Source organism: Streptomyces sp. NPDC006655 (assembly GCF_040703965.1).
GTDB lineage: Bacteria > Actinomycetota > Actinomycetes > Streptomycetales > Streptomycetaceae > Streptomyces.
Map to the genome: position 1 here is coordinate 1 of NZ_JBEYJU010000183.1, position 8,034 is coordinate 8,034.

Consider the following 8,034-nt stretch of genomic DNA (forward strand, 5'->3'; position numbering starts at 1 on the left):
TGTTCTGGGCTCCTTGCAGGGGTGGTGGGGGCGGGTTCAGGGGCGGAGGACGGGTTGCGGGTTCAGGAGAGGTTCGCGAGCCGCCGGTCGACCTCGTCGGCGGTGGCGTGACCGTGGGCCAGGACGGTGACCCGGTCACCGTCGACGGCCAGGAGGGTGGGGAAGCCGGTGACCCCCAGCTCGGCCGAGCGGTGGAAGTCCTTCGCCGCCGCGTCCTGTGCCTCGGGCGCCTCGAAGGCGCCGACCACGGCGTCGGCGTCCAGCCCGGCCTGTTCGGCGACCTTCCGGTAGGTGGCGGCGTGGGAGAGGCTCAGGCCGTCGACGTAGAAGGCGTGCTGGAGGGTGGTGGCCAGCTCCGCCGCCCTGTCGGGGGCGGCCTGGCGCAGGGCGGCGACGCCACGCGCGGCGGCCTCGGAGTCCATCACGAAGGAGCCGTCGGCGATCAGTCGCTCGTACGCCTCGCCGAACTCGGCGCCGGTCAGCTCGGCGATCTGGGCGTTGGCGCCCTGGACGTAGCCGAACTCGCGGATCGGAACCCTGCGCGCGGCGGTGAACAGGCCGCCGGAGACCACGTCGGTCGGCAGCTCGGGGTGACGGGAGACGACCTGGCGCAGCGTTTCGGAGAAGCCGTGCGACCAGCCGCAGTAGGCATCGAAGACGTAGACGAGCTTCATCAAGGACCTCGGCAGCGTGTGGCGCCCGCCCGGCGCGAGCGATTCATCTGACAGAACAGTAACTGACTCATCAGATATTTCGGTGCCGTGGCGCTGTTCGTGTGACGGTCGACACGTACTCGCTCTGTTGTCGTCGCTTCAGCCCGCCGCACGGCTGCCGTCGCTTCAGCCCGCCGCACGGCCGAACGGCGATGGTCATCCCATCTCAGGGCAGGCGCGGCAGCACGTCCCGGGCCGAGTGGCTCAGGATGCGCAGGTCCTCGGCGAACCGGTCCCGGTGCTCGGGCGGCAGCGGTGCCAGGAAGTAGCGCCGGATGTTCTCCAGGTGCACCCGGGACGCGGCGACCGCCGTCTCCTCCCCCTGCGAGGTCAGACGTACCAGGCGCCCGCGCCGGTCGCTGGGATCCTCGGTCCGCTCGACCAGTCCGGCCGCCTCCATCCGGTCCACCAGCCGGGTCACACCGCCCGTGGTCAGCACCTGCTCCTGGGCGATGGCCCGCATCGACAGCCCCGGTTCACCCGCCCGCCCCAGGATGAGCAACACCTCGAACATGAGGTGGCTGACCCCGCACTCCTGCTCCAGCGACCGCCCCAGGATGTACTCCAGCCGGTTCGCCGCCCCCTGCAACCGCCCGAACGCCAGCACCAGCGCGTTGTCCGCGGCTTCCTTCGCCGTCGAGACCTCCGCCGGATCCATGGCCATGTCCCCACCCCCGCTCCGATACGCCTGGGCATCCATCCACCGATCATGCCTTGTCGGGAAAGCGGGTGACTCCCGTGGAGCCCGCGCAGGCGCCGTCGCTTACCAAGCTGAGAGCGCGAGTTCGATTCTCGTCACCCGCTCCATGATGAAATCCCCAGGTCATTGACCCGGGGGTTCTTTGTTGTCCAGACCGGTGGGCGGGTGGTGCACCACAACCGCACCCTTGGCTCTCGGAGGGCTCCTCGTTGCGGTGCGCGGCGTCGCCCTTGTGGCACTTCGCACGCTCGGTGCGCACCATCTCGTCCAGCCCGGCCGTCAGCTCGCGCTGTCGCTCGTCGTCGGGGTGCTGTAAGTCCAGGTGTCGGCGGAGCTCCCGGCGTAGGTAAGGCCGGGAGGACGACGAAGCGGGCGCCCGCTTCCGGCTTGGTCTCGCCCGGGGCGCCGGCGGACGGGAGCGGACCTTGCGGTGGGAGGCGTTGTGTTCCGCATTCCCAGGCCGCGCGTCGGCTCGACCACGCCTGTCACGCCTGCGGTGGTGCGGGATGAGCAGGCCGGTGCCCCGGTAGCCACCGTCCGCGATCACCGTGGCCCTGCCGACAACGTCCTTCGCGCCGGACATCTTCCATGCCTTGCAGGAGTTGTGGTTGCCCGCGACGGGCCGACCGACGGTGACGACGACAATCCCGGCGTCGTCGAGGTGAAAAAAAGTTCCCGGCTCGAGGCAACCTTTTGCGGAGCCTGTGACCACAAGAGATCAGATCCGGCCAGCTTCGGTGTCTGGATCCGGACCTCTGGTGAACGGCATGCAAGGAGAACACCTCCCCATGAACAACCCCACGACCGGCGGGCGCCAGGGGCGTCACCGCCGTCGCTGGACCGCCACTGCCCTGCTGCTCGGCGTGCCCCTCGCCGTTGTGCCGTATCTCCTGTTCGCGCAGGAGGACTCGCAGGCCGCGACGATCGACGGCAACGCCTACTACCGGCTGGTCTCCGTACGCAGTGGCAAGGTGCTGGACGTCAACGGGTACTCCACCGCCGACGGTACCCGCATCCAGCAGTGGACCGACCAGAACACCGCCAACCAGCAGTGGAAGCTGAAGCCCACCGGGGACGGCTACTACGAGCTGGTGAACCGCAACAGCGGCAAGGTGCTGGGCATAGCGGGCGGTTCGACCGCCCAGGCGGCCGCCGCCGAGCAGCAGACCGACAGCTCCGCCACGTCCCAGGAGTGGCGGATCGACGAGGTGAGCGGTTCCGACGCCGTCACCCTCACCTCCCGCAGGAGCGGCCAGGTCCTGGACGTCTCCGGCGGTTCCACGGCCCAGGGCGCGCCGATCATCCAATATCCCGGCAGGGGCAGCACCAACCAGCAGTGGAAGCTGGTGAAGACGGCCGACACCCAGCCGGCCGGGACCGGCGGTGCGCAGACCACGGCCGCGGCCGGACCGTATGTGTGGAAGAACGCCCAGGTGGTGGGCGGCGGTTACGTCACCGGGCTGGTGTTCAACCAGAAGGAGAAGGGTCTGCTGTACGCGCGCACCGACATGGGCGGCGCCTACCGCTGGGACACCGCGGCCGAGCAGTGGATCCCGCTGACCGACTGGCTCGGTGAGAAGGACTGGAACCTGCTGGGCATCGACGCGCTGGCCACCGACCCCGTCGACCCGGGCCGGCTCTACCTCTCGACGGGCACCTACACCAACGAGTGGGCCGGGAACGGCGCGATCCTGCGCTCCACCGACCGGGGCCGTACCTTCCAGCGCACCGGTCTTCCGTTCAAGCTGGGCGGCAACGAGCCCGGCCGCGGGGCGGGCGAGCGGCTCGTGATCGACCCCGCGAACCACGGCACCCTGCTGCTGGGCACCCGCAAGAACGGCCTGTGGCGCAGCACCGACTACGGCGCGACATGGAGTCAGGTCTCCTCGTTCCCTGTCAAGGACGGGGCGAGCAGCGGCGCGGGCATCTCCTTCGTGACGTACGGCCCGGCCGGTGGCAACACGGTCTACGTCGGCGTCAACGACAAGTCCACGTCCCTGTACCGTTCGACCGACGGCGGCAGCAGCTGGCAGGCTGTTTCCGGGCAGCCCACCGGCCAGATGCCGCAGCACGGGGCGGTCTCCGGTGACGGGTCGCTGTACCTGTCCTACAGCAACGACATCGGCCCCAACGACGCGACGGCGGGCTCGGTGTGGAAGTACACGCCGACCAGTGGCGTGTGGAAGAACATCTCCCCCTCCCAGGGCGGTTACGGGTTCTCCGGTCTGGCCGTCGACCCGGAGAAGCCGTCCACGGTGATGGTCACCACCCTCGACCGCTGGTGGCCCCAGGACGAGGTCTACCGGACCACCGACGGCGGCGCGACCTGGAAGGCACTGGCCGACAAGTCGGTGCGGGACAACTCCGGCGCTCCTTACGTCGGTACCGGCATCGGGCACTGGATGACCGCGCTGGCCATCGATCCCTTCGACTCCGGGCATGTGCTGTACGGCACCGGCAACGGCATCTGGCGCAGCAAGGACGCCAATGCCTCCGACAGCGGCGGCACCAGCCACTGGACCTCCGGGGCCCGCGGGCTGGAGGAGACGTCGCTGGCGGACGCGATCGCCCCTCCCGGCGGCGCCACCGTCATCACCTCCATGGGCGACCAGGGCGGCTTCCGCCACGACTCCCTGACCGAGGTGCCCGCCGGACGGATGAAGAACCCGCTGATGAGCAGCAGCACCGACATCGACTTCGCCCAGTCCGCTCCCGCGGTGATGGTCCGTGTCGGCACCGGAGGCGCGCAGGACGGCGCCTACTCCACCGACGGCGGCAGCACCTGGAACGGCTTCACCGCCGAACCGGTCCCCAGCGCGAACAGCGGTCACGTCGCCCTCTCGGCGGACGGCTCCACCATCGTCTGGGCCGAGGCCGGCCAGGCCCCCTACCGCTCGACCGACAAGGGAGCGAGCTGGTCGAAGGTCAGTGGCCTGGGCACCGACGCCGTGGTCGTCGCCGACCGCTCCTCGGCCAACACCTTCTACTCACTCACCGGCGGCACGCTCCACGCCAGCACCGACGGCGGCGCGACCTTCACCGCCCGCGCCACCGGCCTGCCCTCCGGCCGGCTCACCGCCGTCCCCGGCGTCAACGGCGACCTGTGGATCGCCGGCGGCGACAGGGGGCTGCTGCACTCCACCGACGGCGGCCGCACCTTCACCACACTCAAGACGGTGCAGTCCGCCTCCGCCCTCGGCTTCGGCAAGGCCGCACCCGGCGCCGACTACCAGGCCCTCTACCTGATCGGCACCGTCGACGACGTCACCGGAGTCTTCCGCTCCACCGACAAGGGCGCCACCTGGCTCCGCGTCAACGACGACGCCCACCAGTGGGGCGCCATCGGCAGCCTCGGCATCATCACCGGCGACCCCGACACCTACGGCCGCGTCTACATCGGCACCAACGGACGCGGCCTCCAGTACGGCGACCCGTCCTGACCCGGGCGCCCGAGCGGGGCCGCAGCCACCACTGGCTGCGGCCCCGCCTTGGCTGAGGGCCCCCGCTTCATCCTGCACGAGCTCCTGGCGCCGGGCTTCCGGGCGATGCGCAAGGCAGCCCCGCATCGTCAAGGCGAGGAGGAGCGGCCAGTGCCCTTGGCGTGCCCATAAGGGCGGTCTACCACGGTCAACCGGGCTCAATGCGCAGTCCACAGTCTGTGGGAACTCCGGCGAATTCGAGTGCATCGCCGCCGTTACCGGCCAGGCACTCCAGTGGTTTCGTACGACGCCAGTACCTGGCGCCTCCGCCGCAGGCGAGCTGGAAGCCCTGCGTGCCCCCCTTGCCCCCGACGTGGAGTGGACGGAGTTCGTGGACACCGCCCTCGTCCGCGATGCCATGACCGACTGAACACCCCACTCGCACCACCGCTCATAACTGAGGACACATCAGATGAACCGGACCGTCGTACTCGCGTTCACGGCGCGATGCACACGCCGTGGATCTTCAACCCGCTGCGTGAGCGGCTTGCCGCCCGCGGTATCGCCTCCCTTGCCGTGCAGCTGCCCAGCAGCAACCCCGACAGTGCCGCAGCCCAGGGACTGACCGAGGACGTGGCCGTGGTCCGTGCCGAGATCGAGGCCGGCGAGGGGCCCGTCGTTCTCGCCGCGCACTCCTGCGGCGGCGTGCCCGCCACCCGGGTCGCCGCACGCCGCGACCGGCACCCGCACCGAATGGGACACCGTGGACATCCGTACGTCCGAGAAGTGGCGCGTGGCGGTGGAGTCGTCGGCCTGCCTGCAGTCGTGGGCACAACCCCGGCCGTCGAAGGTCTCGTTCCGCACGCCAACGGGCGGCAATGACGGTTGACATGGACCGCTCCGCGATGCTTATCTGCCGATGCAGAGTTTGAACCTTCAAGCTATTCCTCGGTTTTGCACGCATGAGACGTTTGGAGCGCACCATGCCCCCCACTGCCCCCACCACCCCCGCCCGCAGGGCTGTCGTCGCCTTCCTCGCCGCCGCCGCGGTCCTGGGCGCGGCCGCCGTACCCGCCGTGGCGGCCCCGCAGGGCCCGGTCGCCGCCGGGCGCGCGGCGTACGGCCATGACGGCTACGGCGATGCCGCCCGCCTCGGCTACCAGAAGGCCGTCGCCATCACCGTCGCCAAGAGGGTGTTCGAGCACGGTGACACCGCGGTCGTCGACCGCTACGTACGGCCGGACTACATCCAGCACAACCCGACCGCGGCCGACGGGGCAGCGGGCCTCAAGGCCCTGGCCACCTCGATCCACCAGCGGTTCCCCGACGCCCGGTACAACGTCAAGCGGGTCATCTCCCAGGGCGACCTCGTGCTGCTCCACTCCAACGTGGTGCTGGTCCCGGGCACCAAGGGCGCGTCCGTCATCGACATCTTCCGCTTCCAGGGCGGCAAGCTCGCCGAGCACTGGGACGTGATCCAGAACGTGCCGGACACCACGGCCAGCGGCAACGACATGTTCTCCACGCTGAGTTCACCGCAGGTCTCGCAGCCCCTGGACCACCGGCTCACCCAGGCCAACCAGGCGCTGGTCACCGAGGCCTTCGACGAGCTCATGGTCCACAAGGACCTGAGTGCCCTCGACCGCTACTGGGACCCCGGCTACCTCCAGCACAACCCGCAGATGCTGAACGGCGTGCCCGCCGCGAAGACCGGGCTCGGCGGTTACTTCGCCTCGGCACCGCAACTGACCGTCACCCCGAAGCGGATCATCGCCGAGGGCGACCTGGTGGCCGTCCACAGCCACTACGTCAACTATCCGGGGGACCGGGGCGCGGCGATCCTGGACCTGTTCCGGGTGCGGAACGGCAAGATCGTCGAGCACTGGGACATCATCCAGAACGTCCCGGAGACCTCGGCCAACGGCAACGGCATGTTCTAGAGGCCGGGGCCCCGCCCGTCAGCCCCGTGCCGGTCCGTCGACGTGCACGGTGGCGAACACCGCCCGGGCGCGGGTGCCGTCGGCCGCCTCCCAGACGCCGCTGACCTGGCCGGCCACCGTCGCGGGGACCTACTGAACCGACGAGCGTCATGCGGAGCCAGAGGCAGGCTCTGGCGGCGTCCGAAGGCCGCGACGGTGATCCGGATCATGGACAGGGACTTACGCGTTCGCATCGCGCAGCGTGCGCAGGATGCGCTCGAGGTGGCGGCGGTCCTCGGCTGAGAGTGGTCCGGCGAGGTGGTTGCGCAGGTGGGAGACGTGGGCGGTCAGTGCGTGGTCGAGCGCCTGACCGCCCTTGTCGGTCAGTACGGCGAGTGCGGCTCGTCGGTCGGCAGGATCGGGGTCGCGGCGGATGAGTCCTTCCTTTTCCATGCGGTCGGCGAGCCGGGTGAAGCCGCCCGAGCTGAAGGACACGGCCTCTGCCAGGTCCGTCATGCGGAGCTGGTGGCCGGGGGTGCGGCCCAGTCGCAGCAGCACTTCGAACCAGGTGTGCGGTATGTCGAGATCGCGGTTCACCAGCGGCTTGATACGGCTGTGGGCCTCCACGAAGAGACCGAAGAGTGTCACGTCGTCGTCGTTCAGCAGTTGCTCGTTCACTCCTCAAGGATGACAGAAGGACATGAGCGGAAGAATCTGCCGTTGCAATATCTGTTGCAGCAGATATATTGTCTGCGTCGGCAGATACTTCGCCGTGTCCCCACAGATGTGGAGTCCGCCCCATGGGAAAGCGCGTCCTGGCCGCCTTCGGCGTCGTAGCTCCCATGGACGGCGTCCTCGCGTCCGGCCTGTCCCCGGCGCCCACTTCGGCGGACGCCGCCATCTCCTCCACCGCCGAGCGGACCGGCTCAAGCGAGGAGACCCGGTTGCGGACGCTGTACCGGCAGGCCGTGGCCGAAGGCGGCCGGCTCGTTGTCTTCACCGGTGGTGACAGGTCTGGGCGGGACGCCTGCCTCAAGAACGCGTTCGAGAAGAAGCCGCGCTGCCCCAGACCGTCACAAGGCCCGCCTCAGCCTCTACATCGGCGATGTACACGGCGCCAACCCGTCCGACCCCACCGCCTCGGCCTCCACCCGATCGACCAGCAGGGCACCCAAGGCTGAACCCCTGCTCGACACGGGCTGCCCACCTCGACCCGGTTCGCGTCGTACACCTCGCCGCCAGGCGATTTCCCCGACCATCACCCTTCACCCGAGGAAGCACGC

Annotated in this window: 7 protein-coding genes, 1 tRNA gene and 1 pseudogene; 5 read left to right on the forward strand and 4 right to left on the reverse strand. The window is 69.7% G+C overall.

Going from position 1 to position 8,034, the window contains the following annotated elements:
- Positions 1-62: 62 nt before the first annotated feature.
- Positions 63-674 (reverse strand): DsbA family protein, encoded by a 612-nt coding sequence (locus AB0958_RS43605; protein WP_366896037.1) that lies wholly within the window; start codon positions 672-674, stop codon positions 63-65.
- Between the two features lie 205 nt (positions 675-879).
- Positions 880-1,371: a MarR family transcriptional regulator gene (locus tag AB0958_RS43610; protein ID WP_366896042.1), complete on the reverse strand. Its 492-nt coding sequence runs from the start codon at positions 1,369-1,371 to the stop codon at positions 880-882.
- Positions 1,372-1,438: 67 nt separating this feature from the next.
- Between AB0958_RS43610 and AB0958_RS43615 the strand changes: the two genes are divergently transcribed.
- Positions 1,439-1,520, forward strand: a tRNA-Gly gene (locus tag AB0958_RS43615).
- Positions 1,521-1,600: 80 nt separating this feature from the next.
- Positions 1,601-1,729 carry a hypothetical protein gene (locus AB0958_RS43620; RefSeq protein ID WP_366896038.1) on the forward strand — a complete coding sequence of 43 codons (129 nt, stop codon included), beginning with the start codon at positions 1,601-1,603 and terminating at the stop codon, positions 1,727-1,729.
- Positions 1,730-1,825: 96 nt separating this feature from the next.
- Here AB0958_RS43620 and AB0958_RS43625 read toward each other — a convergent pair.
- A pseudogene (locus tag AB0958_RS43625) lies at positions 1,826-2,056 on the reverse strand (IS5/IS1182 family transposase); the annotation flags it as partial.
- Positions 2,057-2,201: 145 nt separating this feature from the next.
- Between AB0958_RS43625 and AB0958_RS43630 the strand changes: the two are divergent.
- The 3 genes from AB0958_RS43630 to AB0958_RS43640 all read left to right on the forward strand — a co-directional run bounded on the left by AB0958_RS43630 (position 2,202) and on the right by AB0958_RS43640 (position 6,772).
- Positions 2,202-4,853, forward strand: coding sequence for an RICIN domain-containing protein (locus tag AB0958_RS43630; protein ID WP_366896039.1), 2,652 nt, complete (start codon positions 2,202-2,204; stop codon positions 4,851-4,853).
- Between the two features lie 486 nt (positions 4,854-5,339).
- Positions 5,340-5,714 carry an alpha/beta fold hydrolase gene (locus tag AB0958_RS43635; protein ID WP_366896040.1) on the forward strand — a complete coding sequence of 125 codons (375 nt, stop codon included), beginning with the start codon at positions 5,340-5,342 and terminating at the stop codon, positions 5,712-5,714.
- A gap of 101 nt (positions 5,715-5,815) precedes the next feature.
- A complete protein-coding gene (locus AB0958_RS43640; protein ID WP_366896041.1) occupies positions 5,816-6,772 on the forward strand; it encodes a nuclear transport factor 2 family protein in 957 nt (318 codons plus the stop codon).
- Positions 6,773-6,991: 219 nt separating this feature from the next.
- Here the strand turns inward: AB0958_RS43640 and AB0958_RS43645 are convergent, their stop codons facing one another.
- A complete protein-coding gene (locus AB0958_RS43645) occupies positions 6,992-7,429 on the reverse strand; it encodes a MarR family transcriptional regulator (protein ID WP_030319631.1) in 438 nt (145 codons plus the stop codon).
- Positions 7,430-8,034 lie beyond the last annotated feature (605 nt).